Genomic DNA, 25,846 nt, shown 5'->3' on the forward strand with positions numbered 1-25,846 from the left:
TCGCAGTGTCGCCACCACGGTAGGGCAAAGGCGGACGAAGCGTCAGAGGAACGTCTTCCCCTCGCCCCGGTACGTCGGCACCGTCCGCACGACCCGGTCGCCCTCGACCAGGTGCAGCTCGGCGAAGCGCTCGCACAGCTCGCCCGCCTTGGCGTGCCGGAACCAGACCCGGTCGCCGATCAGCAGGTCGTCCGCGGCCGAGCCGAGCAGCGGGGTCTGCACCTCCCCGGCGCCCTCCATCGGGTCGTAGCGCAGCCCGGCCGGCAGGTACGGCACCGGCGAGCGGTCCGGGCCGGCCGCGCCGGAGGCCGGGTAGCCGCCGCCGAGCACGGTCACCACGCCGAGGCCGGGGCGGCGCACCACCGGCTGGCCGAACAGCGCGGCCGGGCGGCCCCGGAAGGAGCGGTAGTTGTCGAACAACCGCGGCTGGTACAGCCCGGAGCCGGCCGCCACCTCGGTGACGGCGCGCTCGGCCACGGTGGACTCCACGCTGCCGGTGCCGCCGCCGTTGACGAACTCCAGGTCGGCCACCCGCCGCAGCCGTCGGACCGCCGCCGCGCGCCGCTCGGCCAGCTCGGTCCGGGACCTGGCCTGCATCAGCCGGATCAGCTGCGAGCGCACCGGCCGTCCGGGCACCCGGTCGCCCACCCCGGCGACGTGTCCCTCGTACGCCATCAGGCCGACCACCCGGAAGCCCCGGCGGCGCTGGACGAGTTCGGCGAAGGCGCCGAGGTCCTCGGGGGTGCGCAGCGGCGAGCGCCGGGCGCCGACCCGGACCCGGCCGCCGAGCAGTTGCAGCGAGGTGTCCAGTTCCAGGCAGACCCGTACCTCGGCGTCGCCGCCGCGGGCCGCGTCGATCAGGTCCAGCTGGGCCGGGTCGTCTAGGACGACGGTGATCTCGCGGGCGGCCTCCGGGTCGGCGGTCAGTTCGGCGTAGCCGGCCCGGTCGGCGGAGGGGTAGGCGAGCAGGATGTCGCGGACGCCGGTGCGGGCCAGCCAGAGCGACTCGTCCAGGGTGAAGCTCATCACCCCGAGGAAGCCGTCCACGGCCAGGGCCCGTTCCAGCAGCGCCCGGCAGCGGATCGACTTGCTGGCCAGCCGGATCGGCTTGCCGCCGGCCCGGCGGACCAGGTCGGCGGCGTTCGCGTCGAACGCGGCGAGGTCCACGACGGCCACCGGCCCGTCCAGGTGGGCGGTGGCGCGGTCGTACCGGAGGCGGTCGGAGACCGGGGCGGGTGCGGTCGCGGGCGCGTCGAGGATCACCATGGCCGCAGGGTGCCACACCGCGCTACCGGTGGGTAGGCCCCGTGCGCGGGGAGTGTGCAGGGAAATGGGGCCGCTCGCGCGCGGTGGCATAGGGTCGGGCGGGTGGACCGCAAAGACTTCTCCAACCCGGCGTTCGTCGGCAAGAGCATCCCGAATCCCGGCTTCTCCGACGACGACGGCACCGCCGACCAGGCGCTCACCGAGGCCCTCGCCCGCTGGTCGCAGGACCGCGCGGCCGAGCCGGAGGTGCTGGCGGCGCTGACCCCCACCCGGCTGATGGTCCCGATCGTCGCGATCCTCGGCGAGGTCGAGGTGGACGCGAACGGGCACCGGCACGAGAAGACCAGCGACATGGCCGTCCCGGTGCTGGAGGCCCCGGACGGGCGCCGCGCGCTGCCGGCGTTCACCTCGCTCGACTCGCTCGCCCGCTGGCGCGCCGACGCCCGCCCGGCGCCGACCGCGGCCCCGCAGGCCGCGATGGTGGCCTTCTCGGAGCGCGCCGACACCCTGCTGATCGACCCGGCCGGGCCGGTGCCGTTCCTGCTGAGCGGTGCCCGGCTGCGGGCGCTGGCGGAGAACCGCGCGTTCCTGCCGCCGGTCCGGGACCCGGAGGTGCGCGAGGCGGTCCGCGGGCTGCTGGCGGCCGAGCCGCAGGTGGTCACCGGGCTGCTGGCGGCCTCGGAGGACTCGGACGGGGTGCTCGCGGTGGTCTTCGACCCGGCGCTGGACCAGGCCGGGCTACAGGCGGCCGCCCAGCGGGTCGGACAGGCCGTGGCCGCCGACCCGGTGCTGCGGGTGCGGCTGGACCGGGGGCTGGACCTCGCGGTGCTGCCGGCCGGTGCGGAGCTGCCGGGGGAGCCGCTCTACAAGCGGTAGACGTGAGAAAGGAGCGGCACACGTGTGCCGCTCCTTTCCCCGTCCGGACGTCAGGAGTAGACCGGCCCGGTGAACTTCTCGCCCGGCCCCGCGCCCGGCGCGTCCGGGACGACGGACGCCTCGCGGAACGCGAGCTGGAGCGAGCGCAGCCCGTCCCGCAGCGGCGCGGCGTGGAAGTTGCTGATCTCCGGGGCGCCGGCGGTGACCAGCCCGGCGAGCGCGGTGATCAGCTTGCGGGCCTCGTCCAGGTCCTTGTCCTTGTCGCCGCCCTCGGCGAGACCGCACTTGACCGCGGCGGCGCTCATCAGGTGCACGGCGACGGTGGTGATCACCTCGACGGCCGGGACCTCGGCGATGTCGCGGGTGAGGTCGTCGAAGCCGATCGCGTCGTCGTCCGCGCCGGGGTTCTGGGTGGGCTCGCTGCTCAAGGGTGGCTCGTTCCGTTGTGCCGTGTGGGTACACGTGGAGCGTACAAGGGGGTCCGCGCCGGGGCGGAATAGCGTTCGACCGCGTGACGCTGTAAGCTTCGAGACTGACCGGCCGGGATCCCGTATGGGCACTCGGCCAGCAAGTGGAGGCTCCACTGAGGAGGCCTGAGAGGGCAACCGCGAAAGTCTCCCACCTTGTCGGCCTCGCGGCCGACGGGTCCCGGTCCGCGACGGGCGCCCCTGGCGCCGAGTCGCCGCAGCGCCCCTCACCGGGCGCAGCCCCCGGTTGTGTGGAGCCCCGCTTGTACCGAGCGGGGCTTTTTTCGTGTGGCGGTGTACGTAGCCGGACAGCGCAGCACGAATGAAGCCCCGCCCAGTGGTCGAGTCCACTACGTGCGACCGCCGTCCGACGGCCGCATCGCAGAAGGTGCAACCGAGGAGGCCCCATCAGCACCGAGCCCCGCATCAACGACCGGATTCGCGTCCCCGAGGTGCGACTCGTCGGTCCCAGCGGCGAGCAGGTCGGCATCGTGCCGCTTGCCAAGGCGCTGGAGCTCGCGCAGGAGTACGACCTCGACCTGGTCGAGGTCGCGGCGACCGCCCGGCCGCCGGTGTGCAAGCTCATGGACTACGGCAAGTTCAAGTACGAGTCGGCCATGAAGGCCCGTGAGGCGCGCAAGAACCAGGCGCACACGGTCATCAAGGAGATGAAGCTCCGGCCGAAGATCGACCCGCACGACTATGACACCAAGAAGGGTCACGTCGTCCGGTTCCTCAAGCAGGGCGACAAGGTCAAGATCACGATCATGTTCCGCGGTCGTGAGCAGTCCCGCCCCGAGCTGGGCTTCCGTCTGCTCCAGCGGCTCGCCGACGACGTCCAGGACCTGGGCTTCGTCGAGTCCTCGCCCAAGCAGGACGGCCGTAACATGATCATGGTTCTTGGCCCGCACAAGAAGAAGACCGAGGCGATGGCCGAGGCCCGCGCCCTCGCGGACGCCCGCAAGGCCGAGCGTCAGGGCCGCACCGGCGGCCCCGACGCCGCTGCGGACATCGAGGACGAGGACGTCGTGACCGACGTCGAGGACGTCGTGACCGAGGCCGAGGACGCCCCGGCCGAGGCGCCGGCCGTCGAGGCCGACGCTCCGGTCGAGCAGCCGGCCGCCTCCCAGGGCGCCTGAGCCCTCACCGGCCAGGAGGCCCGGGAGACCGGCCCCCAGGGTGACGGGGCGTCCCGCCCGGTCACCGCAGATCCATCCAGTTCACGCCCGCGCGGCGCACGTCGCGCGGGCGCGGACGGGACTGACGAGGAGATACGGCGAAATGCCGAAGCAGAAGACGCACAGTGGCGCCAGCAAGCGCTTCAAGATCAGTGGCTCTGGCAAGGTGCTGCGCGAGCGCGCCGGCCGCCGCCACCTCCTGGAGCACAAGCCCTCGACGCTGACCCGCAAGCTGGCCGGGACCGTCGAGCTGGCCCCCGCTGACGCCAAGAAGATCAAGAAGCTTCTCGGCAAGTGATCGCCCTCCCGCCCGGCGCGAGCCGTGAGCGGGGCAGCTGATCCTTCCCGACCCATTCGAATGACGGACCACGTGAAGTAGTCCGTGGTCCAACCCAAGGAGTAATCAAGTGGCACGCGTCAAGCGGGCAGTCAACGCCCACAAGAAGCGCCGGGTCATCCTGGAGCGCGCCAGCGGCTACCGTGGCCAGCGTTCGCGCCTGTACCGCAAGGCCAAGGAGCAGGTCACCCACTCGCTGGTCTACAACTTCAACGACCGCAAGAAGCGCAAGGGCGACTTCCGTCAGCTGTGGATCCAGCGCATCAACGCTGCGGCCCGTGCCAACGGCATCACCTACAACCGCTTCGTGCAGGGCCTGAAGGCCGCCAGCGTCGAGATCGACCGCAAGATGCTGGCCGACCTGGCCGTCAACGACCCGGGTGCGTTCGCCTCCCTGGTCGAGGTCGCCCAGAAGGCGCTGCCGGCCGACGTGAACGCCCCGAAGGCCGCCGCGGACGCCGCCTGATCTTCCGAGATCGGTTGAGCTCTGACCGGACCCGCAGGCTCGCCTGCGGGTCCGGTCCTGCTTTCGCCCCCCTCCTTCAGCGCCCTCAGAGATCGAGACCATGCCGAGCACCGACACCCCCCTGCTGACCTCCCTGCGCTCGCCGCGCGTCGTCGCCGCCCGCCGGCTGGCCAAGCGAAGCCAGCGCGGCAAGGAGCGCCGCTTCCTGGTCGAGGGCCCGCAGGCCGTCCGGGAGGCCGTCGCCTTCGGCAGGCTGCCGGGCAGCGGCGAGCACGCCGTGGTCGAGGTCTACACGACCCAGGAGGCCGCCGAGCGGCACGCCGGCATCGTCGAGGCCGCCCTGGCGGAGGGGCTGCCGGTGCTGACCGCCACCGACGAGGTGATCGCCGACATCTGCGACACCGTGACCCCGCAGGGCATCGTGGCGCTCTGCCGCTTCATCGACACCCCGTTCGACGAGGTGCTCAGGGCCCGCCCCAAGCTGGTCGCGGTCCTCGCCCACGTGCGCGACCCCGGGAACGCCGGCACGGTGCTGCGCACCGCCGACGCGGCCGGCGCGGACGCCGTGGTGCTCACCGACGCCTCGGTGGACCTCTACAACCCGAAGGCCGTCCGGGCCTCCGTGGGCAGCCTGTTCCACCTGCCGGTGGCGGTCGGCGTGCCGGTCGAGGAGGCCGTCGGCAGGCTGCGCGAGGCCGGTGTCCGGGTGCTCGCCGCGGACGGCGCGGGGGAGCGGGACCTGGACCAGGAGCTGGACGAGGGCACGCTGGGCGCGCCCGGCGCATGGGTGTTCGGCAACGAGGCGTGGGGGCTTCCGGAGGAGACCCGCGCGCTCACCGACGAGGTCGTGCGCGTTCCGATCCACGGCCACGCCGAGAGCCTCAACCTGGCCACGGCCGCGGCCGTCTGCCTGTACGCCTCGGCCCGGGCGCAGCGTTCGCCCGGCGGCTGCCGCTCGAACGCCTGACGCACCCGGGGGCGCACCGGGATCTCCCCGTTGCAAGCCCTACTACACCCGCCTGGGAGACGCTAGGGTCTGCCTCTGTGGGGGGAACGGCACGGTGGGTAATCGGGGAGGCAACCCATGGTCGGCAGCGGGCCAGAGCTCGACCCGGACGACCTGCCGGACGGCCTGGTGGTCGCCGACGCGCTGGGCCGGGTGGTCTGCTTCAACCGGGCCGCGGCCCGGCTCACCGGCGTGCTCCCGCAGGCCGCGCTCGGCAGCGGGCTGGAGGACGCCCTCCCGCTGGAGGACCTGGACGGCCGCCGCTGGTGGCAGCTGACCGACCCGTACGGCGGCCTGGCCATCCGCACCGGCCAGCCGGAGCGCAACCTGCTGCTGCCCGGCGGGCGTGAGGTGCTGGTCTCCGCCCGGTACGTGCGCGGCGCCCCGGGCGGGCCGCTGGAGCGCCTGGTGATCGCGCTGCGCGGCACCGAGGCCCGGCGCCGCACCGAGCGCAGCCACGCCGAGCTGATCGCCACCGTGGCGCACGAGCTGCGCTCCCCGCTGACGAGCGTCAAGGGCTTCACGGCGACGCTGCTGGCCAAGTGGGAGCGGTTCACCGACGGGCAGAAGCGGCTGATGCTGGAGACCGTGGACGCCGACGCGGACCGGGTCACCCGGCTGATCGCCGAGCTGCTGGACATCTCCCGGATCGACGCCGGCCGGCTGGAGCTGCGCAAGCAGGTGGTGGACCTGGCGGCGGCGGTGCGCCGGCACGTCGAGCGCAAGGTCGCCACCGGCATCCCCGAGGACCGGTTCGACATCCGGATCAGCGAGCCGCTGACCGTCCTGTGGGCCGACCCGGACAAGGTCGACCAGGTGCTGGCCAACCTGCTGGAAAATGCGGTGCGGCACGGTGAGGGAACTGTCACGATCGAGGTGGCACCGGCCAAGGAGGTCGTCGAGGCGCCCGTCTGGGAGCGCAACGGCACCCCGCCCCGCATCGTGGAAGGTACGGCGGTCACCGTGAGCGACGAAGGCAGCGGCATCCCCGAGGAGGCGGTGCCGCGCGTCTTCACCCGCTTCTGGCGCGGCTCCAAGCGCGGCGGTACGGGCCTGGGCCTCTACATCGTCAAGGGCATCGTGGAGGCCCACGGCGGCTCGATCCGCGTCGACCGCGCGCCCGGCGGCGGCGCCCGGTTCCGATTTATCCTGCCCGCCGGGGTGCCCGACTTCATGCTCTGAGAAAGTGCGTGAACGCCAAGCACAGCCTGCTTCGGGATCCCGAGCAGGTCGGACGTCGTTCCCCCCGGACGGGCTTCGCGGCAGCGGTGATACACGCTGCGACTACACTCGACCTTTGGCGTTGGCCCAAAGACCTTGAGCACGGACGAGCAGGAGCACGGGAAAGATAGAGATGTCGGCACCCAACAAGTCGTACGACCCGGTCGAGGTCGAGGCCCTCAAGCCCGAGGTGGTGGAGCAGGCGCGGGACGAGGCGGTCGCCGCGTTCGCCGCCGCCGGCTCCCTGGACGAGCTGAAGCAGGCCAAGGTCGCCCACACCGGCGACCGCTCCGCGCTCTCGCTCGCCAATCGCGAGATCGGGGCCCTGCCCCCGCACGCCAAGGCGGCCGCCGGAAAGCTGATCGGTCAGGCCCGCGGGGCCGTCAACAAGGCCCTCGCCCAGCGGCAGGCCGAGCTGGAGGCGGAGCGGGACGCCCGCGTGCTGGTCGAGGAGGCGGTGGACGTCACGCTGCCGTACGACCGCGCCCCGCGCGGCGCCCGGCACCCGCTGACCACCATGGCCGAGCGCATCGAGGACACCTTCGTCGCGATGGGCTACCAGGTCGCGGAGGGCCCCGAGGTCGAGGCCGAGTGGCTCAACTTCGACGCCCTCAACCTGGGCCCGGACCACCCGGCCCGCTCGATGCAGGACACCTTCTGGGTCCAGGCCCCGGACGGCTCCGCCGACTCCGGCGTGGTGCTGCGCACCCAGACCTCCCCGGTCCAGGCCCGCACCATGCTCGACCGCGAGCCCCCGCTCTACGTGGTCTGCCCCGGCCGGGTCTACCGGACGGACGAGCTGGACGCCACCCACACCCCGGTCTTCCGCCAGGTCGAGGGCCTCGCGGTGGACGAGGGCATCACCTTCGCGGACCTCAAGGGCACCATCGAGGTGCTGGTCGAGAAGCTGATCGGCGGCGGCCTGGAGCTGCGCTGGCGCCCGTCGTACTTCCCGTTCACCGAGCCGAGCGCGGAGATCGACCTCCAGTGCTTCGTGTGCCGCGGCGAGAGCGTCGGCAACCCGGACCGCCCCTGCCGTACCTGCTCCTCCGAGGGCTGGATCGAGCTCGGCGGCTGCGGCGTGGTCAACCCGCGGGTGCTGGTCGCCTGCGGTGTCGACCCGAACCGCTACAGCGGGTTCGCCTTCGGCCTGGGCCTGGAGCGGATCCTGATGAATCGTCACAACGTCGCCGACATGCGCGACATGGTCGAGGGTGACGTCCGCTTCACCCTCCCGTTCGGGATGGAGATCTGATGCGCGTCCCGCTTTCCTGGCTGCGCGAGTACGTCGACCTGCCGGCCGGCGAGACCGGCCGTGACGTCGCGGAGCGCCTGGTCCGGGCCGGCCTGGAGGTCGAGACCGTCGAGCAGATCGGCGCGGACTTCAAGGGCCCGCTGGTGGTCGGCGAGGTGCTCTCCATCGAGGAGCTGTCCGGCTTCAAGAAGCCGATCCGGCACTGCTTCGTGAACGTCGGCGACGCCAACGGCACCGGCGACCCGCAGGAGATCGTCTGCGGCGCGACCAACTTCGCCGTCGGCGACAAGGTCGTGGTCGTGCTCCCGGGCGCCGTCCTGCCCGGCCCGTTCCCGATCGCGGCCCGCAAGACCTACGGCCACACCTCGGCCGGCATGATCTGCTCCGCCCGCGAGCTGGGCATGGGCGACGACCACAACGGCATCATCGTGCTCCCGCCGGAGTACGAGCCCGGCACCGACGCCATCGAGCTGCTCCAGCTCGTCGACGAGGTGCTCGACATCGCCGTCACCCCGGACCGCGGCTACTGCCTGTCCATGCGCGGTGTGGCCCGTGAGGCCGCCGCCGCGTACGGGCTGCCGCTGGCCGACCCGGCGCTGCTCGACGTGCCGCCGGCGAACTCCTTCGGCTACCTGGTGAAGGTCAACGACCAGACCGGCTGCGACCGCTTCGTGGCCCGTACGGTCGTCGGCGTCGACCCGAACGCCAAGTCCCCGATCTGGCTGCAGCGCCGGCTCCAGAAGTCGGGCATCCGCCCGATCTCGCTGACCGTCGACATCACCAACTACGTGATGCTGGAGGTCGGCCAGCCGCTGCACGCCTACGACAAGCAGCGCGTGGACGGCCCGATTACGGTCCGCCGGGCGGCGCAGGGCGAGACCCTGACCACCCTCGACGGGGTCGAGCGCAAGCTCTCCGCCGAGGACCTGCTGATCTGCGACAACAGCGGCCCGATCGGCCTGGCCGGCGTGATGGGCGGCGCCTCCACCGAGATCCTCGACCCGGCCGCAGGCCCGGGCACCACCGAGGTGATCATCGAGGCGGCGCACTTCGACGCGGTCGCCATCGCCCGCAGCGCCAAGCGGCACAAGCTGCCCTCCGAGGCGTCCAAGCGCTTCGAGCGCGGCGTCGACCCGGAGGCCACCCGCGCCGCCGCGCAGCGCGCCGTCGACCTGCTGGTCCTGATCGCCGGCGGCACCGCCGAGGCCGGGGTCACCGACATCGCGGCCCCGCACCCGGTGCGGACCATCACCATCGCCGCCGACCTGCCCGACCGGGTCGCCGGCACCGGGTACGGCCGCGAGACCGTCACCCGGCGCCTGCAGGAGATCGGCTGCTCGGTCTCCGGCGCCGACATCCTGGAGGTCACCCCGCCGACCTGGCGGCCCGACCTCACGGACCCGTACGACCTCGCCGAGGAGGTCATCCGGCTGGAGGGCTACGACAACGTCCCCGCCCGGATGCCGAACGTCCCCCCGGGCAAGGGTCTGACCGAGGCCCAGCGGGTGCACCGTCGGATCGGCGTCGCGCTGGCCGCGGCCGGCTACGTCGAGGTCAACAACTACCCGTTCCTCGGCGAGCCCGCCTTCGAGGCGCTCGGCCTGGAGGCGGACGACCGGCGCCGCCGCACGGTGAAGCTGGTCAACCCGCTGAACGACGAGGAGCCGGCGCTGCGCACCACGCTGCTGCCGGGCCTGCTCGGCGCGCTGCGCCGCAACGTCGGCCGGGGCAACACCGACCTGGCGGTCTTCGAGACCGGCACGGTCTTCCTGCCCAAGGACGAGCTGAGCGTGGCCCCGCGTCCGGCGGTCGACCACCGGCCCAGCGACGAGGAGCTGGCCGCGCTGGACGCCGCGCTGCCGGACCAGCCGCGCCGGATCGCCGTCGCCCTCGCGGGCGAGCGGCTGCCGTCGGGCTGGTGGGGCAAGGGCTCCCAGGCCTCCTGGGCGGACGCCGTCGAGGCGGCCCGCACGGTGGCCCGTGCGGCCGGCGTCGAACTGACCGTCCGCCAGGGCCAGTTGGCGCCGTGGCACCCGGGCCGCTGCGCCGAGCTGCTGGTGGCCGGCACCGACCGGGTGGTCGGCCACGCCGGTGAGCTGCACCCGCGGGTGGTCAAGGCGCTCGGGCTGCCGGCCCGTACCGCCGCGATGGAGATCGACGTCGACCTGCTGACGGCGGACGGCGCCGAGCGCGTCAACGGCCCGGCGGTCTCCGGCTTCCCGGTGGCCACCCAGGACGTCGCGCTGATCGTCGACACCGCCGTCCCGGCGGCCGAGGTCGAGGCCGCGCTGCGGGTCGGCGCGGGCGAACTGCTGGAGGCCATCCGGCTGTTCGACGTGTTCACCGGCGAGCAGGTCGGCGAGGGCCGGAAGTCGCTGGCGTACGCGCTGCGCTTCCGCGCGGTCGACCGCACCCTGACCGCCGACGAGGCCACCGCCGCCCGTGAGGCGGCCGTCGCCGAGGCCGTCGCCCGCACCGGCGCGGTGCTGCGCGGCGCCTGACGCGGCAGCGCCCGAGGAGGGCCCCGTCCCGGACCACGCGTCCGGGGCGGGGCCCTCTCCGTTTCCCCGGTGTTGTCCCGGCCGTTTCCCCGGCTCGACCGGACGGTCGCCCGGACGTCGCGACCCGGCCGCCGGCCCTCAAGATCTCTTGAAGAGGTTCGGTCAAAACCCTTGCGGGAGCCGGGCCGAGAGCGTTTCCTTTTTCTCGTTAGGAAAGTTTCCTAACCCCACGAGGAATCGGAGCGTCCCATGCGCCCTCAGCCCCGTCGTGCCCTCCGCATCGCCCTCGCCGCCGCCCTGGTGGCCGCGCCGCTGACCGTCGCGGCCACCTCGGCGGCCCAGGCCGCCCCGTCGCCCGCCGCCGCCGTCCAGCTCAAGGGCGTCGGGCTGGACGACCCGCACAAGAAGGACATCGCCATGCAGCTGGTGTCCAGCGCGGAGAACTCGTCGCTGGACTGGAAGGCCCAGTACAAGTACATCGAGGACATCAAGGACGGCCGCGGCTACACCGCCGGCATCATCGGCTTCTGCTCCGGCACCGGTGACATGCTGGACCTGGTCCAGCACTACACCGACCTCAAGCCCGGCAACATCCTGGCCAAGTACCTGCCGGCGCTGAAGAAGGTCAACGGCAGCGAGTCGCACGCCGGGCTGGGCTCCGCGTTCGAGAAGGACTGGGCCACCGCCGCCAAGGACACCGTCTTCCAGCAGGCCCAGAACGACGAGCGCGACCGGGTGTACTTCAACCCCGCCGTCAACCAGGCCAAGAGCGACGGCCTGCGCGCGCTCGGCCAGTTCGCCTACTACGACGCCATCGTCATGCACGGCCCGGGCAACAGCTCGGACAGCTTCGGCGGCATCCGCGCCGCCGCCCTGAAGAAGGCCAAGACCCCCGCCCAGGGCGGCGACGAGGCCACCTACCTCAAGGCCTTCCTGGACGCCCGCAAGGTGGTCATGAAGAAGGAGGAGGCGCACTCCGACACCAGCCGGGTCGACACCGAGCAGCTGGTCTTCCTCAACGCCAAGAACTTCGACCTCAACCCGCCGCTGAAGTGGAAGGTCTACGGCGACAGCTACGCCATCAACAGCTGACGCCGGCAAGGCGAAAGGGCCCGGCGGCTGGTTCACAGCCGCCGGGCCCCGCCGTTCGCGCGCGCCGGGGTGTCAGGCGCTCGCGGTGTAGTCGTAGAAGCCCCGGCCGGACTTGCGGCCCAGCAGGCCCGCGTCGACCATCCGGGAGAGCAGCGGGGGAGCGGCGTACAGCGGCTCCTTGTACTCGTCGTACATCGACTCGGCGATCGAGACGATGGTGTCCAGGCCGATCAGGTCGCACAGCCGCAGCGGGCCCATCGGGTGGGCGCAGCCGGCCTCCATGCCCTTGTCGATGTCGGAGGCGGTGGCCACGCCCGTCTCGAACATCCGCACCGCGGACAGCAGGTACGGCACCAGCAGCGCGTTGACCACGAAGCCGGCCCGGTCGCGGGCGCGGATCGGCTCCTTGCCGAGCACCTGGGAGGCGAAGGCCTCGACCCGCTCGGTGGTGGTCGCCGAGGTGGTCAGGGTCGGGATGACCTCGACCAGCTTCTGCACCGGCGCCGGGTTGAAGAAGTGCAGGCCGATCACCTGCTCCGGGCGGGTGGTGGCGGCGGCCAGCTTCACGATCGGGATCGAGGAGGTGTTGGAGGCGAGGATCGCGTCGCGGCGCTCGACCACCCGGTCCAGGGTCTCGAAGATCTTGACCTTGATGTCCTCGCGCTCGGCGACGGCCTCGACCACCAGGTCGCGGTCGGCGAAGTCGGACAGCTCGACGGTGAAGGACAGCCGGGCCAGCGCCTCGTCCCGCTGCTCGGGGCTCAGCTTGCCCCGCTTGACCGCCGTCTCCAGGGAGTTGGTCAGCCGGGTGCGGCCGAACTCCAGCGCCTCACCGCTGGCCTCCGACACCAGGACGTCCAGCCCGGCCCGGGCGAAGACCTCGGCGATGCCCGACCCCATCAGACCGCAGCCGATCACTCCGACGCGCGCGATGTCACTCACTCAGTTGCCCTTCGACGGTGCTGGGGGTCGCCCAGCTTCGGGTGGCCCAGCGAGCTGCTGGACGACGGGCCGGTGTGCCGGAATGGGTGCACCGGTCACCGCCCCGACGACGTTACTACTCCGTACCGGCCAGTAGGTCACCCCCTCCCCGGCGTAGTGCCAGGGTTGGGCTTCACCTGAACGAGTGAGGCAGCGGCCCCGGACCCGTGTGCCCGGGGCCCGCTCCGCCCGGCTGCCGACAGAATGCCGCAGACGGGGCCGGCGGCGGACGCGGACAGGGCCGGGGACGTGAAGGGAGCACAGGGTGTCGACGGGATCGCTCGCAGGACAGGTCGCCCTGATCACCGGCGCGGGCCGGGGCATCGGCCGGGAGCTCGCCATCGGCCTGGCCGCCGAGGGGATGTCCGTCGGCCTGGTCGGCCGCACCCACGAGACGCTGACCGACACGCTCAAGGAGTGCGTCAAGCGCGGCTCCCGGGGCGTCGCGGTGACCGCCGACGTCACCCGCCCCGGCTCGGTGCGCGAGGCCGTCCGGCTGGTCGAGCGCGACCTCGGGCCGATCGACCTGCTGGTCAACAACGCCGGCCTGGTCGACCGCGCCGAGGTACCGATCTGGGAGACCGACGCGAACCAGTGGTGGCAGGTGATCGAGACCAACCTGCGCGGCCCCTACAACCTGCTGCGCTGCGTGCTCCCCGGCATGGTCGCCCGCCGGAGCGGCCGGGTGGTCAACCTCAACTCCGGCTTCGCGCTGCGCCCGGACGGCAACTACACCGCGTACGCCACGTCCAAGGGCGCGCTGCTCCAGCTCTCCGACAACATGGCGGACTCGCTCGCCCGCAACGGCGTCGTGGTCCTCGACGTCAGCCCGGGCGCGGTGGCCACCGACATGACCGCCGGGATGCCGATGTTCAAGGAGACGACGACCTGGGGCTCCATCCCGTACATGGTCGCGGTCACCGTGGACGCCGCCCGGGGCCGCTTCGACGGACTGCACGGGCGGTTCATCCACGCCGGCCGGGACGACCTGGAGGAGCTGGTCAACCGGGCGGACGCGATCCGCGCCGCGGACGCCCGTACGCTGCGGCTGCGCCCGTACAAGGACGACGATCCGATGGTCTGACCTGGGGCGTTCCCTGGGGCCCGTCAGACCGGTCCCGGGTGCTCAGGCGCAGAGCTGGCTGGCGGTCACCGGCTTGAGCCCCGCCTTGGCCAGGCCGTCCAGGACACCGGGCATCGCGTCCACCGTGCACTGGTGCCCCATGTGCAGCGCCACCACCGAGCCGCCGCGCACCGAGTTCAGCACCCGGCGCTGCAGCTCGGCCGCCGAGGGGTCGTTGTAGTCGCGCGGGTCGACGTCGAAGGACAGCACGTGCTCGTACCCGACCGCCTTGGCCTGCTCGCGCACCATCGGGGTGGCGTACTGCGCGGCGGAGGGCCGGAACCAGCGGCCGATCGAGCCGGTGAGCCGCTGCAGGCGCTCCGCGCACTGGGCGATCTCGGCGCGCGCCTGGTCCGGTGTCATGGCGGAGATGTTGAGGTGGTTCTGGGTGTGGTTGCCCAGCTCGTGGCCGCCGTCCAGGATCCGCCGGGCCATCTGCGGCTGCTGGTCGAGCCAGCTGCCGACGACCATCACGGTCAGCTTGGCGCCGCGCTGCTCGGCGATCTCCAGCAGGGCGGTGGCCAGTTTCGGGTCTCCGCTGCCGTGGACGGTGAGCGCCACGTTCTTCCCGGTGCGCGGCCCGTACGCGACCTCGACCGGGGTGCCGGGCGCGAGCGGCGGCAGCGCGGGCGGGGCCGGCGGGGCGCTGGGCTGGGCGGCGGCCGCGGCGGTCGGCTCGGCGTCGGGCCGGGGCTCCGCCGGGGCGGTGGGCTCGGGGGAGGCCGGGCCCTCGCCGCCGTTCCAGGCCGGGTCGGTGGTGTGCTGCGGGTCCACCGTGCCGGGGTGCGCGGCGAGCGCCCCCGGGTCGGCCCGGCGGAGCGTGCCGGTGCCGCAGGCAGCCAGCAGCCCCCCGGTGGCGGCGAGGGCGGCGAGTCGGGCGGTGGTGCGCAGCACGCTGCGGCGGTCGGCAGTCATCGGCAGCCAGCATAGAGAGGACGGCTCGGGCGGGCGATCCGGGCCGAGCGTCCGGACCCTTCTTGACGTGCACACACTCCGTCACCGGGTGTTGCGTAAACCTGAACTCCCGCTGTTTCCACGGCGTGTCCTTGGATACGATCACCGCGCACCGCGTGAGGACGGGCGGTAGCCGAACTCTTCCGGCATGGCGCATTGGGGGCGGACAGGATGTACGAGGACAGCGCGGCGACCGGCCGGAGCACGGACACCGAGTGGGACTGGGGCAGGACCGGCGACTGGCAGCCGCCGAGCGAGCTGGACACCGGCGTCCCGCACACCGCCCGGATGTACGACTACTACCTCGGCGGCAAGGACAACTTCGAGGCCGACCGCAAGGCCGCCCAGGCCGCGATAGCCGCCTACCCCGCGCTGCCGCTGCTGGCCCGCACCAACCGGCAGTTCCTCGGCCGCGCGGTGGAGTACGTGGCGGGCCGGGGCGTGCGCCAGTTCGTCGACATCGGCACCGGCATCCCGGCGGTCGGCTCCACCAGTGAGGTCGCCCAGCGGGTCGCCCCGGACGCCCGGGTGGTGTACGTGGACAACGACCCGATCGTCGCCACCCACGCCCGCGCCCTGCTGGCCGGCCACCCCGCCGGGCACACCTCGGTGATCGAGGCCGACCTGCGCGACCCGGCCACGATCCTCGGCCACCCCGGGCTGGCCGGCGCCGTCGACCTCTCCCAGCCGGTCGCGCTGATGCTGGTCGCCGTCCTGCACTTCATCCGCGACGAGGAGGGCGCCCAGCAGATCGTCCGCACCCTGCGCGACGCGCTCGCCCCCGGCAGCGCGCTGATCCTCTCCCACGGCAGCCCCGACTTCGCCTCCCGCGAGAGCGCCGCCGAGGGCACCCGCATCTACCGCAGCGCCAGCGCCCCGCTCGTGCTGCGCCCGCGCTCCGGCGTCGAGCCCTTCTTCGGCGACTTCGACTTCGTCGGCCCCGGGCTCGTCCAGCTCCCGCTCTGGCGCCCCGTCGCGGGCCACGTGCCGACCTCCGAACTCCCCGAGGGCTGGCAGGACGTCTCCGCGTACGCCGGCGTCGCCTTCAAGCGGTAGTCGTCCGCCTCGAACAGCAGGCCCGGTCCCGGCGCCTCCCTCCTACGCCGGGACCGGACCGTCGAAGGCTACGGAACCCCACTGACAACCCCTCACCCCCGCGGCTACCCTGCGGCGTGACCACCACCGCCCTGCCGCCGCTGCCCGCCGACGTCGCCGAACTGCTGCGGGCCGTCGACGCCCCGCCCCGCCTGGTCGCCCACCTCGCGCTGGTGCACCGGGTCGCCGAGGAGATCGCCGGGTTCTGCGCCCGCGAAGGCCTGGCCTTCGACCGCGCGGCCGTCCTCTACGGCGCCGCCACCCACGACATCGGCAAGACCGTCCACCCCGAGGAGCTCTCCGCCCCCGGCTCCCGGCACGAGCCCGCCGGGCACGCCCTGCTGCTCGCCCACGGCGTCCCCGAGCACCTCGCCCGCTTCGCCCGCACCCACGCGAGCTGGGACGAGCCCGGCACCACCGTCGAGGACCTGCTGGTCGGCCTGGCCGACAAGGCCTGGAAGAACAAGCGGGTCCAGGACCTGGAGGACCTGGTCGTCGACCGCCTCGCCGCCGCCGGCGGGAAGGAGCGCTGGGAGGCCTTCCTCGCCCTGGACGACCTGCTCACCCGGATCGGCGAGGACGCCCCGCGCCGGCTCGCCGTCCAGGCCGCCCACCCGGTACGGACCGGGTGAAAACGGCGCGACAGGCCCGGCCGGCCGGTGTTAGCGTCCGCGGCATGGAACCCCTGAGCGAGAACGAGATCCGCGCGTCCTTCGTCAACTGCTCCAAGGGCGAGGCCCGCCGGCTCCACCTGCCCCGGGGTCTGGCCGAACTGCCCTGGGAGCAGCTGGACTTCCTCGGCTGGCGGGACCAGGGCGCGCCCGACCGGGCGTACCTGGTGGCGCCGTACGAGGGCGAGCCGGTCGGCGTGACGCTGCGCTCCTCGGTGATCCGGCGCAGCCTGACCAAGACCAACGTGTGCTCGCTGTGCATCACCGCGCACGCCGGGTCGGGGGTCGCGCTGCTCGCCGCCCGCCGGGCCGGGGCGGCCGGGCGCGAGGGCAACACGGTCGGCACGTACATCTGCGCCGACCTGGCCTGCTCGCTCTACGTGCGCGGGCTGAAGAAGTCCACGCTGGTCACCCGGCCCGACGAGTCGCTGCCGCTGGAGCTGCAGATCGACCGTACGGTGGGCAACCTCGGCGGCTTCCTCGCCAAGGTGCTCGCCACCGCGGACGTCGCGTAGCGGCTCCGCGCCGCTCAGTGCCCGCGCAGCTGGTCCAGGTCGCGGCGCTCCCGCTTGGTCGGCCGCCCGGCCCCGCGGTCCCGCGTCCCGGCCGCCGCGACGAACTCGCGCGGCGGCCGCGGCGGGCTGTTGTCGACCAGGCACTCCGCCGCGACGACGGCGCCGACCCGCTTGCGGATCAGCTTGCTCACCACCACGACCCGTTCGTGGCCCTCCTCGCGGAGCCGCACCTCGTCCCCGGGCTTCAGCGTCTGGGCGGGCTTGGCCCGCTCGCCGTTCACCCGGACGTGCCCGGCCCGGCAGGCGGCCGCCGCCAGCGCCCGCGTCTTGACCAGCCGGACCGACCAGATCCAGCTGTCCACCCGCACGCTTCCCTCGTGTTCAGCCATCCTGGGAGCCTACCCAAGGACGGCCTGCCCGCCCGCGGGCGGCGCCTCCTGGATCGCCCAGCCGTTCCCGTCCGGGTCGTTGAAGAACAGGAAGTTGTTCCACGCCTCGCCGTGCCCGTCCACCCGGGCCCCGGCCACGAAGTGCTGGACCGGGCTGACCTGCACACCGCGGGCCACCAGTTCGGCGTGCGCCTTCTCGATGTCCGGCACCACCAGCTGGAGTCCCTTGACCGATCCGGGCGGCGAGTCGATCACCCCCTTGCCCACCACGATGGAGCAGGCCGAACCCGGGGGCGTCAGCTGGATCACCCGGATCCCGTCCCGCAACAGGGTGTCGTGGTCGACGGTGAACCCGGCCTGCTCCTCGTAGAAGAGCTTCGAGCGGTCCACGTCGGAGACCGGGACCACCACGACTTCGAGTTTCCACTCCATCGCCCTCACCTCTCTCGGCCGGGCCCTTCCAGTATCCGTCCGTAACCGCCCCCGGGACCGTCGGATAGCCTGAGAACACGATGAATCCCCAGACCACGCCCGCCGCGACCCCGCCGGACAGCTCCTTCGCCACCCCGTGGGGCGCCTTCGCGCTCACCCGCTTCCCCGAGGACCCGCGCGAGCGGCTGCGGGCCTGGGACGCCGCCGACGAGTACCTGCTGCGCCACCTCGCGGGCGAGGCCGACAGCGCGGCCGGCACCGTGACGGAGCTGGCCGGCCGGACGGTCGCCGTCCTCGGCGACCGCTGGGGCGCGCTGACCACCGCGCTCGCCGAGTACCGGCCGGTCCAGATCACCGACTCCCACCTCGGCCGGCAGGCCACCCTGGCCAACCTGGCCCGGGCCCACGCCGCCGTCGACGAGTCCCGGCTGCTCACCACCCGTGACACCCCGCCGGAGCGGATCGACGTGCTGCTGGTGCGCGTGCCCAAGAGCCTGGCCCTGCTGGAGGACCAGCTGCACCGGCTCGCCCCCGCCGTCCACGAGGGCACCGTGGTGATCGGCACCGGCATGGTCACCGAGATCCACACCTCCACGCTCCGGCTCTTCGAGCGGATCCTCGGCCCGACCCGCACCTCGCTGGCCGCCCGCAAGGCCCGGCTGGTCTTCTGCACCCCGGACCGGGCGCTGGACCCCGGCCCCAACCCGTGGCCGCACCGCTACGCGCTGCCGCAGGACATCGGCCCCGCCTCCGGCCGTACGGTCGTCAACCACGCGGGCACCTTCTGCGCCGACCGGCTCGACATCGGCACCCGCTTCCTCCTCGCCCACCTGCCCGTCCCCGCCCCCGGCGCCCGGGTGGTGGACCTCGGCTGCGGCAACGGCGTGGTCGGCACGGCCGCCGCGTTGGCCGGGCCCGGCGCGGAGCTGGTGTTCGTGGACGAGTCGCACCAGGCGGTGGCCTCCGCCGAGGAGACCTTCCGCGCCAACCTGGGCCCGGACGCCCCGGCCGAGTTCCTGGCCGCCGACGCCCTGGCCCGGGACGTGGTCGCCCCCGGTTCGGTGGACCTGGTGCTCAACAACCCGCCGTTCCACTCCCACCAGGCCACCACCGACGCCACCGCCTGGCGGATGTTCACCGGCGCCAAGCGGGCGCTGCGCCCCGGGGGCGAGCTCTGGGTGGTCGGCAACCGCCACCTCGGCTACCACGTCAAGCTGCGCCGCCTCTTCGGCAACTGCCAACTCGTCGCCGGGAACCCCAAGTTCGTGGTGCTGCGGGCCGTCAAGCGCTGACCCGGGCACCCCGCCCCGGCGGGGGTCCGGCACAACCTCCTTGCATGAATTTTCCGTCACGCGTATATTCATGCCAAGACTAAGGAGGAACGCCATGGCATTGCGAGTCGCCGTCGCCGGCGCGAGCGGTTACGCGGGCGGCGAGGTGCTGCGCCTGCTGCTCGGCCACCCGGAGATGGAGATCGGGGCGCTGACCGGCGGCTCGAACGCGGGCACCAGGCTGGGCCAGCTCCAGCCGCACCTGCGCCCGCTCGCCGACCGCGTCCTCGAAGCCACCACCCCCGAGGTGCTGGCCGACCACGACGTGGTGTTCCTGGCCCTGCCGCACGGTCAGTCCGCCGCCGTCGCCGAGGAGCTCGGCCCGAACGTCCTGGTGATCGACTGCGGCGCCGACTTCCGGCTCAAGGCCGCCGCCGACTGGGAGCAGTTCTACGGCACCGCGCACGCCGGCACCTGGCCCTACGGCCTGCCCGAACTCCCCGGCCACCGAGCCGCGTTGAAGGGCAGCAACCGGATCGCCGTACCCGGCTGCTACCCGACGGCCGTCTCCCTGGCGCTGTTCCCCGCCTACGCCGCGCAGCTCGCCGAGCCGGAGGCCGTGGTGGTCGCCGCCTCCGGCACCTCCGGCGCCGGCAAGGCCGCCAAGCCGCACCTGCTGGGCAGCGAGGTGATGGGCAGCGTCAGCCCGTACGGCGTCGGCGGCGTCCACCGGCACACCCCGGAGATGGCGCAGAACCTCTCCCCGGTCGCGGGCGAGCCGGTCACCGTCTCCTTCACCCCCACCCTCGTCCCGATGCCGCGCGGCATCCTCGCCACCTGCTCGGCCAAGGCCAGGCCCGGGGTGACGGCCCGGAGCCTGCGCGCCGCCTACACCGAGGCGTTCACGGACGAGCCCTTCGTCCACCTGCTGCCCGAGGGGCAGTGGCCGCAGACCAGCAGCGTCTACGGCGCCAACACCGCCCTGGTCCAGGTCGCCCTGGACGCCGCCGCCGGGCGGATCATCGCGATCAGCGCGATCGACAACCTGGTCAAGGGCACCGCCGGCGGCGCGGTGCAGAGCATGAACATCGCCCTGGGCCTGCCCGAGGAGCTCGGCCTGCCCGTGAACGGAGTCGCACCGTGAGCAAGAGCACCAACGTCGGAGTGACCGCCGCCAAGGGCTTCCGGGCCGCCGGTGTGACCGCCGGCATCAAGGCCTCCGGCACCCCCGACCTCGCCCTGGTGGTCAACGACGGCCCCTCGCTCGCCGCGGCCGGCGTCTTCACCGCCAACCGGGTCAAGGCCGCGCCGGTGCTCTGGTCCGAGCAGGTCCTCAAGGGCGGCCAGGTGTCCGCCGTCGTCCTCAACTCCGGTGGCGCCAACGCCTGCACCGGCCCGCTCGGCTTCCAGGACACCCACGCCACCGCGGAGAAGGCCGCCGCGGAGCTGGGCCTCAACGCGGGCGAGGTCGCCGTCGCCTCCACCGGCCTGATCGGCGTCCGGCTGCCGATGGACCTCCTGCTGCCCGGCGTCGCCCTGGCCGTCGGCGCGCTCGGCGAGGACGGCGGCGAGGCCGCCGCGATCGCCATCAAGACCACCGACACCGTGCACAAGACCGCCGAGTACACCAGCCCGGCCGGCTGGACGGTCGGCGGCATGGCCAAGGGCGCGGGCATGCTCGCCCCGAGCCTCGCCACCATGCTGGTCGTCCTCACCACCGACGCCGACCTGGACAGCGCCGCCCTGGACGACGCGCTGCGCGGCGCCACCCGCACCACCTTCGACCGGATCGACTCCGACGGCTGCATGTCGACCAACGACACCGTGCTGCTGCTCGCCTCCGCCGCCTCCGGCACCGTCCCGGACCGGGCCGAGTTCGCCGAGGCCGTCCGCACGGTCAGCGCCGACCTGGCCCGCCAGCTGATCGGCGACGCCGAGGGCGCGAGCAAGGAGATCCGGATCGACGTCACCGGCGCCGCCACCGAGGACGACGCGGTCGAGGTCGCCCGGACGATCAGCCGCAACAACCTGCTCAAGTGCGCCATCCACGGCGAGGACCCCAACTGGGGCCGGGTGCTGGCCGCGATCGGCACCACCTCCGCCGCCTTCGACCCGGACGGGCTGGACGTCGCCATCAACGGCGTCTGGGTCTGCAAGTCCGGCGGCGTCGGCGAGGACCGCGACCTGGTCGACATGAAGGGCCGCGAGGTCGTCATCACCGCGAACCTCAACGCCGGTACGGCGGGCGCCACGCTGTGGACCAACGACCTGACGGCCGACTACGTCCACGAGAACAGCGCCTACTCGACCTGATCCGCGCCGCTCCACCCGAGCCCGCCTGATCCGCGACATCCCCCCGGCCCGCGGCCGGGGGGACCCCCATCGACGAGGGAAACCCGTGCAGATCGCACCCAAGGGCGAACAGGCCCGCAACAACACCGCGTTGCCCAAGGCCATGACGCTGATCGAGGCGCTGCCGTGGCTGGAGCGCTTCCACGGCAAGACCGTCGTGATCAAGTTCGGCGGCAACGCCATGGTGGACGACAGCCTCAAGTCCGCCTTCGCCCAGGACGTCGTCTTCCTGCGCTACGCCGGGCTGCACCCCGTCGTGGTGCACGGCGGCGGCCCCCAGATCAGTGCCCAACTCGACCGGCTGGGCCTGGAGTCGAGCTTCACCAATGGCCTGCGGGTCACCACCCCGGAGACCATGGACGTGGTCCGGATGGTGCTGGCCGGCCAGGTGCAGCGCGAGCTGGTCGGCCTGCTCAACGAGCACGGCCCGTTCGCGGTCGGCATGACCGGCGAGGACGCCCACACCATGACGGCGGTCAAGCGCTACGCCGTGGTGGACGGCGAGCAGGTCGACATCGGCCTGGTCGGCGACATCGTCAACATCGAGGCCGGCGCCGTGAAGGCGATGATCGCCGACGGCCGCATCCCGGTCATCTCCTCGATCGCCCGCGGCACCGACGGCCATGTCTACAACATCAACGCCGACACCGCCGCCTCCGCCCTCGCGGTCGCGCTCGGCGCCGAGATGCTCGTCGTCCTCACCGACGTCGAGGGTCTCTACAAGGACTGGCCGGAATCCGACGACGTGATCAGCCAGCTCAGCGCGAGCGAGCTGGAGGAGCTGCTGCCCGAGCTGGCCAGCGGCATGCTCCCCAAGATGGAGGGCTGCCTGCGGGCCGTCCGCTCCGGCGTGGGCACCGCCCGCGTCCTGGACGGCCGGGTCCAGCACAGCCTGCTGCTGGAGATCTTCACCGACGAGGGCATCGGCACGATGGTCGTGCCGGACGACGAAACGACCGTGACCGGGGGACTGGCATGAGCGGCACGACTGGCACCGACAGCACGACCGGCGCGACGGGTGCGACCAGCGCGACGGGTACGACGGGTACGACCCACAACGAGCAGCTCGCCGAGCGCTGGCAGCACGCCTTCACCGACAACTACGGCACCCCCCGCATCCCGCTGGTGCGCGGCGAGGGCAGCAAGCTCTGGGACGCCGACGGCAAGGAGTACACCGACCTGCTCGGCGGCATCGCCGTCAACGCCCTCGGCACCGCCCACCCGGCCGTCGTCGAGGCGGTGAGCCGGCAGATCGCCACCCTGGGCCACGTCTCCAACCTCTTCATGGCCGAGCCCACCATCGCGCTCGCCGAGCGGCTGCTGGAGCTCGACGGCCGCCCGGGCGGCCGGGTGTTCTTCTGCAACTCCGGCGCCGAGGCCAACGAGGCCGCCTTCAAGATCAGCCGGCGGACCGGCCGCACCCACCTGGTCGCCCTCCAGGGCGCCTTCCACGGCCGCACCATGGGCGCCCTCGCGCTCACCGGCCAGCCCGCCAAGCAGGACCCGTTCCGCCCGCTGCCCGGCGACGTCACCCACGTCCCGCTCGGCGACGTCGAGGCGCTGCGCGCGGCCGTCACCACCGAGACGGCCGCCGTCTTCCTGGAGCCCGTCCAGGGCGAGAACGGCGCGATCCCGCTGCCCGAGGGCTACCTGAAGGCGGCCCGCGAGATCACCCGGGCCACCGGCACCCTGCTGGTGCTGGACGAGATCCAGACCGGCGTCGGCCGCACCGGCCACTGGTTCGCCCACCAGGCGGACGAGGGCGTGGAGCCGGACGTGGTCACCCTGGCCAAGGCGCTCGGCGGCGGCCTGCCGATGGGCGCGGTGCTCGCCTTCGGGCCGGCCGCCGAGCTGCTCACCCCGGGCCAGCACGGCACCACCTTCGGCGGCAACCCGGTGGCCGCCGCGGCCGGGCTCGCGGTGCTGGACACCATCGAGTCCGAGGGCCTGCTGGAGCACGTCCGCAAGCTCGGCGAGCGGCTGCGGCAGGGCGTCGAGGCGCTCGGCGACCCGCTGGTCTCGCACGTGCGCGGGGCGGGCCTGCTGCTCGGCATCGTGCTCACCGAGCCGGTCTCGGCGCAGGTCCAGGCCGCCGCGCAGGAGGCGGGCTTCCTGGTCAACGCGGCCGTCCCGGACGCCGTCCGGCTGGCCCCGCCGCTGGTGCTGACCGAGCAGGAGGCGGACGCCTTCCTGGCCGCGCTGCCGGGCATCCTCCGGACGGTGCGCGAGGGCGCCCCGGCCGATGCGAATTGACCGTCGTCCGGGAGAATAATCACATGACCGCTTCCCACTCCGGCCCGTCCGCCGCAGGCCCGACGCCGCAGGTCCCGCAGACCCGCACCGCGCGCCACCGGCGGATCGTGGACCTGCTCACCCGCCAGCCCGTGCGTTCGCAGAGCCAGCTCGCCAAGCTGCTCGCCGACGACGGACTCGTGGTCACCCAGGCCACCCTCTCCCGGGACCTGGACGAGCTGGGCGCGGTCAAGATCCGCAACCGGGACGGCGCGCTGATCTACGCCGTCCCGGCCGAGGGCGGCGACCGCACGCCGCGCGCGCCGATGGGCGAGTCGGCCAGCGAGGGCCGGATGGCCCGGCTGGCCGGCGAGCTCATGGTCTCCGCGACGGCCTCCGGCAACCTGGTGGTGCTGCGCACCCCGCCGGGCGCCGCCCAGTTCCTGGCCTCGGCGATCGACCAGGCCGAGGTGTTCGAGATCATCGGCACCATCGCCGGCGACGACACCGTCCTGCTGATCAGCCGGGACCCGGCCGGCGGGCAGGCGCTCGCCGACCACCTCATGCAACTCGCCCAGGCGAAGGCGCAGTAGCACCTCGAACGCACGAACCCCGGCCGACGGAGACCGTCCGGCCGGGGTTTTGTGTTTCATACGGCATCGTGCATACTTATGCCACCCACTGCACATGCATGAAGGAGCCACCGCGATGACCGCCGAGCAGTCCTCCGACGTCCGCCTCTGGGGTGCGCGCTTCGCCGACGGCCCGTCCGAGGCGCTGGCCAGGCTCTCGGCCTCGGTCCACTTCGACTGGCGCCTCGCGCCGTACGACATCGCCGGCTCCAAGGCCCACGCCCGGGTCCTGCACAAGGCCGGCCTGCTCTCCGACGAGGAGCTGGCCGGCATGCTGGCCGGCCTGGACGAGCTGCTCGCCGACGTCGAGGCGGGCACCTTCACCGGCACCGTCGCCGACGAGGACGTGCACACCGCCCTGGAGCGCGGCCTGCTGGAGCGCCTCGGCCCCGACCTCGGCGGCAAGCTGAGGGCCGGGCGCTCGCGCAACGACCAGATCGCCACCCTGTTCCGGATGTACCTGCGGGACCACGCGAAGGCCATCGGCGGCCTGCTGCTCGACCTCCAGCAGGCCCTGGTCGGCCTCGCCGAGGCGCACCCGGACACCGCGATGCCCGGCCGCACCCACCTCCAGCACGCCCAGCCGGTGCTCTTCGCCCACCACGTCCTCGCGCACGTGCAGGCCCTCGGCCGGGACGCCGAGCGGCTGCGCCAGTGGGACGCCCGCACCGCCGTCTCGCCGTACGGCTCCGGCGCGCTGGCCGGCTCCTCGCTCGGCCTCGACCCGCAGGCCGTCGCCGCCGACCTCGGCTTCGAGGGCGGCTCGGTCGGCAACTCCATCGACGGCACCGCCTCGCGCGACTTCGTCGCCGAGTTCGCCTTCGTGACCGCGATGGTCGGCATCAACCTCTCCCGGATCGCGGAGGAGGTGATCATCTGGAACACCAAGGAGTTCGGCTTCATCACGCTGCACGACGCCTTCTCCACCGGCTCCTCGATCATGCCGCAGAAGAAGAACCCGGACATCGCCGAGCTCGCCCGGGGCAAGTCCGGCCGGCTGATCGGCAACCTGACCGGCCTGCTGGCCACCCTCAAGGCGCTGCCGCTCGCCTACAACCGGGACCTCCAGGAGGACAAGGAGCCGGTCTTCGACTCCTGCGACACGCTGGAGGTGCTGCTGCCCGCGTTCACCGGGATGATGGCCACCCTCACCGTGCACCGGGAGCGGCTGGAGGAGCTGGCCCCGGCCGGCTTCTCGCTCGCCACCGACATCGCCGAGTGGCTGGTCAAGCAGGGCGTGCCGTTCCGGGTCGCGCACGAGGTGGCCGGCGCCTGCGTCAAGGTCTGCGAGGCCGAGGGCATCGAGCTGTCCGACCTGACGGACGAGCAGTTCGCCGCGATCTCCGGGCACCTGACGCCCGAGGTGCGCTCGGTGCTCAGCGTCCACGGTGCCATCGCCTCCCGCGACGGGCGCGGCGGAACGGCCCCCTCGGCGGTCGCGGTCCAGCTCGCCGAGGTGAAGGCGGACCTGGCGCGGCAGCAGGAGTGGGCGCGGGGCTGATCCCGGACGGCGGGGCCGGTCCCGGACGAGGGG

At 73.1% G+C, this 25,846-nt stretch carries 26 protein-coding genes; 20 read left to right on the forward strand and 6 right to left on the reverse strand.

Annotated features, from left to right (window positions below; translation table 11 throughout):
- Window positions 1–42 precede the first annotated feature (42 nt).
- On the reverse strand, window positions 43–1,266 hold the full coding sequence (locus tag AMK13_RS13260; RefSeq protein WP_074002345.1) for an amino acid deaminase/aldolase: 1,224 nt from the start codon (window positions 1,264–1,266) through the stop codon (window positions 43–45).
- Between the two features lie 102 nt (window positions 1,267–1,368).
- Between AMK13_RS13260 and AMK13_RS13265 the strand changes: the two genes are divergently transcribed.
- A complete protein-coding gene (locus AMK13_RS13265) occupies window positions 1,369–2,142 on the forward strand; it encodes an SseB family protein (protein WP_074002346.1) in 774 nt (257 codons plus the stop codon).
- A 50-nt stretch (window positions 2,143–2,192) separates the two neighbouring features.
- Here the strand turns inward: AMK13_RS13265 and AMK13_RS13270 are convergent, their stop codons facing one another.
- Window positions 2,193–2,570, reverse strand: a complete 378-nt coding sequence (locus tag AMK13_RS13270) for a DUF1844 domain-containing protein (protein ID WP_049649872.1) — start codon at window positions 2,568–2,570, stop codon at window positions 2,193–2,195.
- A gap of 446 nt (window positions 2,571–3,016) precedes the next feature.
- Here AMK13_RS13270 and infC point away from each other — a divergent pair, with 446 nt between their 5' ends.
- From infC to AMK13_RS13310, 8 genes are all read left to right on the forward strand, one after another.
- Complete coding sequence (infC, locus tag AMK13_RS13275; protein ID WP_074002347.1) at window positions 3,017–3,748, forward strand: translation initiation factor IF-3; 732 nt, start codon at window positions 3,017–3,019, stop codon at window positions 3,746–3,748.
- Window positions 3,749–3,890: 142 nt separating this feature from the next.
- The gene (gene rpmI / locus AMK13_RS13280; RefSeq protein ID WP_030055648.1) at window positions 3,891–4,085 is read left to right on the forward strand and encodes a 50S ribosomal protein L35; all 195 of its coding nucleotides are present in this window, start codon (window positions 3,891–3,893) and stop codon (window positions 4,083–4,085) included.
- A 109-nt stretch (window positions 4,086–4,194) separates the two neighbouring features.
- Entirely contained in the window at window positions 4,195–4,590 is a 396-nt protein-coding gene (gene rplT, locus AMK13_RS13285) for a 50S ribosomal protein L20 (protein ID WP_030055649.1), read from the forward strand.
- Between the two features lie 100 nt (window positions 4,591–4,690).
- Window positions 4,691–5,557 carry a TrmH family RNA methyltransferase gene (locus AMK13_RS13290; protein WP_049649870.1) on the forward strand — a complete coding sequence of 289 codons (867 nt, stop codon included), beginning with the start codon at window positions 4,691–4,693 and terminating at the stop codon, window positions 5,555–5,557.
- Between the two features lie 117 nt (window positions 5,558–5,674).
- Window positions 5,675–6,778, forward strand: a complete 1,104-nt coding sequence (locus AMK13_RS13295) for a sensor histidine kinase (protein WP_049649869.1) — start codon at window positions 5,675–5,677, stop codon at window positions 6,776–6,778.
- A gap of 172 nt (window positions 6,779–6,950) precedes the next feature.
- On the forward strand, window positions 6,951–8,072 hold the full coding sequence (pheS, locus tag AMK13_RS13300; protein WP_049649868.1) for a phenylalanine--tRNA ligase subunit alpha: 1,122 nt from the start codon (window positions 6,951–6,953) through the stop codon (window positions 8,070–8,072).
- Window positions 8,072–10,573 carry a phenylalanine--tRNA ligase subunit beta gene (gene pheT / locus AMK13_RS13305; RefSeq protein ID WP_074002348.1) on the forward strand — a complete coding sequence of 834 codons (2,502 nt, stop codon included), beginning with the start codon at window positions 8,072–8,074 and terminating at the stop codon, window positions 10,571–10,573. The genes pheS and pheT overlap by 1 nt, the downstream gene beginning before the upstream one ends.
- A 249-nt stretch (window positions 10,574–10,822) precedes the next feature.
- Complete coding sequence (locus AMK13_RS13310; protein ID WP_049649866.1) at window positions 10,823–11,665, forward strand: chitosanase; 843 nt, start codon at window positions 10,823–10,825, stop codon at window positions 11,663–11,665.
- A 72-nt stretch (window positions 11,666–11,737) separates the two neighbouring features.
- Here the strand turns inward: AMK13_RS13310 and AMK13_RS13315 are convergent, their stop codons facing one another.
- Complete coding sequence (locus tag AMK13_RS13315; RefSeq protein WP_074002349.1) at window positions 11,738–12,607, reverse strand: 3-hydroxybutyryl-CoA dehydrogenase; 870 nt, start codon at window positions 12,605–12,607, stop codon at window positions 11,738–11,740.
- Window positions 12,608–12,911: 304 nt separating this feature from the next.
- On the opposite strand from AMK13_RS13315, the gene AMK13_RS13320 reads away from it, so the two are divergent.
- Complete coding sequence (locus AMK13_RS13320; protein WP_074002350.1) at window positions 12,912–13,730, forward strand: SDR family NAD(P)-dependent oxidoreductase; 819 nt, start codon at window positions 12,912–12,914, stop codon at window positions 13,728–13,730.
- A gap of 42 nt (window positions 13,731–13,772) precedes the next feature.
- Here the strand turns inward: AMK13_RS13320 and AMK13_RS13325 are convergent, their stop codons facing one another.
- Window positions 13,773–14,684: a polysaccharide deacetylase family protein gene (locus tag AMK13_RS13325; RefSeq protein WP_079272093.1), complete on the reverse strand. Its 912-nt coding sequence runs from the start codon at window positions 14,682–14,684 to the stop codon at window positions 13,773–13,775.
- A gap of 210 nt (window positions 14,685–14,894) precedes the next feature.
- On the opposite strand from AMK13_RS13325, the gene AMK13_RS13330 reads away from it, so the two are divergent.
- From AMK13_RS13330 to AMK13_RS13340, 3 genes are all read left to right on the forward strand, one after another.
- Window positions 14,895–15,779, forward strand: coding sequence for an SAM-dependent methyltransferase (locus tag AMK13_RS13330; protein ID WP_079272094.1), 885 nt, complete (start codon window positions 14,895–14,897; stop codon window positions 15,777–15,779).
- Window positions 15,780–15,895: 116 nt separating this feature from the next.
- Entirely contained in the window at window positions 15,896–16,450 is a 555-nt protein-coding gene (locus tag AMK13_RS13335) for a phosphohydrolase (protein WP_049652076.1), read from the forward strand.
- Between the two features lie 44 nt (window positions 16,451–16,494).
- The gene (locus tag AMK13_RS13340; RefSeq protein ID WP_049652075.1) at window positions 16,495–17,004 is read left to right on the forward strand and encodes an FBP domain-containing protein; all 510 of its coding nucleotides are present in this window, start codon (window positions 16,495–16,497) and stop codon (window positions 17,002–17,004) included.
- A 14-nt stretch (window positions 17,005–17,018) separates the two neighbouring features.
- Here the strand turns inward: AMK13_RS13340 and AMK13_RS13345 are convergent, their stop codons facing one another.
- Window positions 17,019–17,393, reverse strand: coding sequence for an RNA-binding S4 domain-containing protein (locus tag AMK13_RS13345; protein ID WP_074002351.1), 375 nt, complete (start codon window positions 17,391–17,393; stop codon window positions 17,019–17,021).
- A gap of 9 nt (window positions 17,394–17,402) precedes the next feature.
- Entirely contained in the window at window positions 17,403–17,825 is a 423-nt protein-coding gene (locus AMK13_RS13350; protein ID WP_074002352.1) for a VOC family protein, read from the reverse strand.
- An 80-nt stretch (window positions 17,826–17,905) separates the two neighbouring features.
- On the opposite strand from AMK13_RS13350, the gene AMK13_RS13355 reads away from it, so the two are divergent.
- From AMK13_RS13355 to argH, 7 genes are all read left to right on the forward strand, one after another.
- On the forward strand, window positions 17,906–19,117 hold the full coding sequence (locus AMK13_RS13355; RefSeq protein WP_074002353.1) for a methyltransferase: 1,212 nt from the start codon (window positions 17,906–17,908) through the stop codon (window positions 19,115–19,117).
- 94 nt (window positions 19,118–19,211) lie between these two features.
- On the forward strand, window positions 19,212–20,240 hold the full coding sequence (argC, locus tag AMK13_RS13360; RefSeq protein ID WP_074002354.1) for an N-acetyl-gamma-glutamyl-phosphate reductase: 1,029 nt from the start codon (window positions 19,212–19,214) through the stop codon (window positions 20,238–20,240).
- Window positions 20,237–21,409: a bifunctional glutamate N-acetyltransferase/amino-acid acetyltransferase ArgJ gene (gene argJ / locus AMK13_RS13365; RefSeq protein WP_074002355.1), complete on the forward strand. Its 1,173-nt coding sequence runs from the start codon at window positions 20,237–20,239 to the stop codon at window positions 21,407–21,409. The genes argC and argJ overlap by 4 nt, the downstream gene beginning before the upstream one ends.
- Window positions 21,410–21,551: 142 nt before the next feature.
- Window positions 21,552–22,427: an acetylglutamate kinase gene (argB, locus tag AMK13_RS13370; RefSeq protein WP_049652078.1), complete on the forward strand. Its 876-nt coding sequence runs from the start codon at window positions 21,552–21,554 to the stop codon at window positions 22,425–22,427.
- Window positions 22,424–23,701, forward strand: coding sequence for an acetylornithine transaminase (locus tag AMK13_RS13375; protein ID WP_074002356.1), 1,278 nt, complete (start codon window positions 22,424–22,426; stop codon window positions 23,699–23,701). The genes argB and AMK13_RS13375 overlap by 4 nt, the downstream gene beginning before the upstream one ends.
- Before the next feature lie 23 nt (window positions 23,702–23,724).
- Window positions 23,725–24,273: an arginine repressor gene (locus AMK13_RS13380; RefSeq protein WP_049652068.1), complete on the forward strand. Its 549-nt coding sequence runs from the start codon at window positions 23,725–23,727 to the stop codon at window positions 24,271–24,273.
- A 115-nt stretch (window positions 24,274–24,388) separates the two neighbouring features.
- Window positions 24,389–25,813, forward strand: coding sequence for an argininosuccinate lyase (gene argH / locus AMK13_RS13385; RefSeq protein WP_074002357.1), 1,425 nt, complete (start codon window positions 24,389–24,391; stop codon window positions 25,811–25,813).
- Window positions 25,814–25,846 lie beyond the last annotated feature (33 nt).

Source organism: Streptomyces sp. CB02056, assembly GCF_001905545.1.
In the GTDB taxonomy this organism is placed as follows: Bacteria; Actinomycetota; Actinomycetes; order Streptomycetales; family Streptomycetaceae; genus Kitasatospora.